Annotated in this window: 1 protein-coding gene; it reads left to right on the plus strand. The window is 37.6% G+C overall.

Going from position 1 to position 916, the window contains the following annotated elements:
• Nucleotides 1-80: 80 nt before the first annotated feature.
• Nucleotides 81-566, plus strand: coding sequence for a hypothetical protein (locus WMO25_RS18420; protein ID WP_349086708.1), 486 nt, complete (start codon nucleotides 81-83; stop codon nucleotides 564-566).
• The last annotated feature ends 350 nt before the right edge of the window (nucleotides 567-916 follow it).

The raw sequence follows: 916 nt of genomic DNA on the forward strand, positions 1-916 counted from the left end.
GTGAAAAGCTGGTTACCGGAGAGTGTGAGGATGCCAAAGGTTAAGTTTTAATTGTTGTTTATTTTCAATGAGGTTGTGTAATGGAAAAAGATAATATTCATAGTATAAGGAATTGTAAAAGTAGAATGGATTTTGTAGGAAGTGCAGTGCTGTTACTTATTCCAATTATAACATTGGAAATTATAGGCGTATTGAAAACAACTATAAGTTTTTTTGTACTTGGCAATATTATAATATGGGGAATTTACTTATTCTTATTATGGGCATTGATTAGAGAGTGTACATCAGGTATAGTAAATCAGAACGGCGTCGAGATTACATTTTACAATTTTAAAGAATGGACGGAGACTTTTTCTTGGGAAGAGTATGAAGAAATAAAAATAGAAAATACGCAATGGGGACAACACGGGGCACATGTGTTTATTATGACCTTTTGTAAAAGGAAAAAAAGCATACATGATTTTATATTTTCCGGGAATATGACTGTAATGTGCACAGAAGAAAATTTTGCTTTAGTGAAAAGTTGGATACCGGATAGTGTAATGATGCCAAAGGTTAAGTTTTAATTATTTGATTTTCGATGCCCCGTAATTCCTGCGGGGCATCTTTTCACCACGACAAAGATAAACTGAAAATATATTTTTTGCGGATTCGGCAACAGAAAGAGCGTATCCATCGCCGGAAAGGCGGCAGTCAGCCATGACTATGAGGCAAAGAACGGCAATCTCTTAAAGAGCACCTATGCCAACGGCTGGGAAGTTGCTTATACTTATGATAACCTTGACCGTGTGACAGAAGTGAAAGCATCAAAAGACGGCACAAGTTATACCATCGGGCGTTATATCTATGACAAACTGGGAAGGGTGGCCCGTTTTGTGGACGGACAGGTATCCGGAAAATCCTGCACTTACGGCTA

Source organism: Coprococcus intestinihominis, from assembly GCF_040096555.1.
In the GTDB taxonomy this organism is placed as follows: domain Bacteria; phylum Bacillota; class Clostridia; order Lachnospirales; family Lachnospiraceae; genus Coprococcus_A; species Coprococcus_A intestinihominis.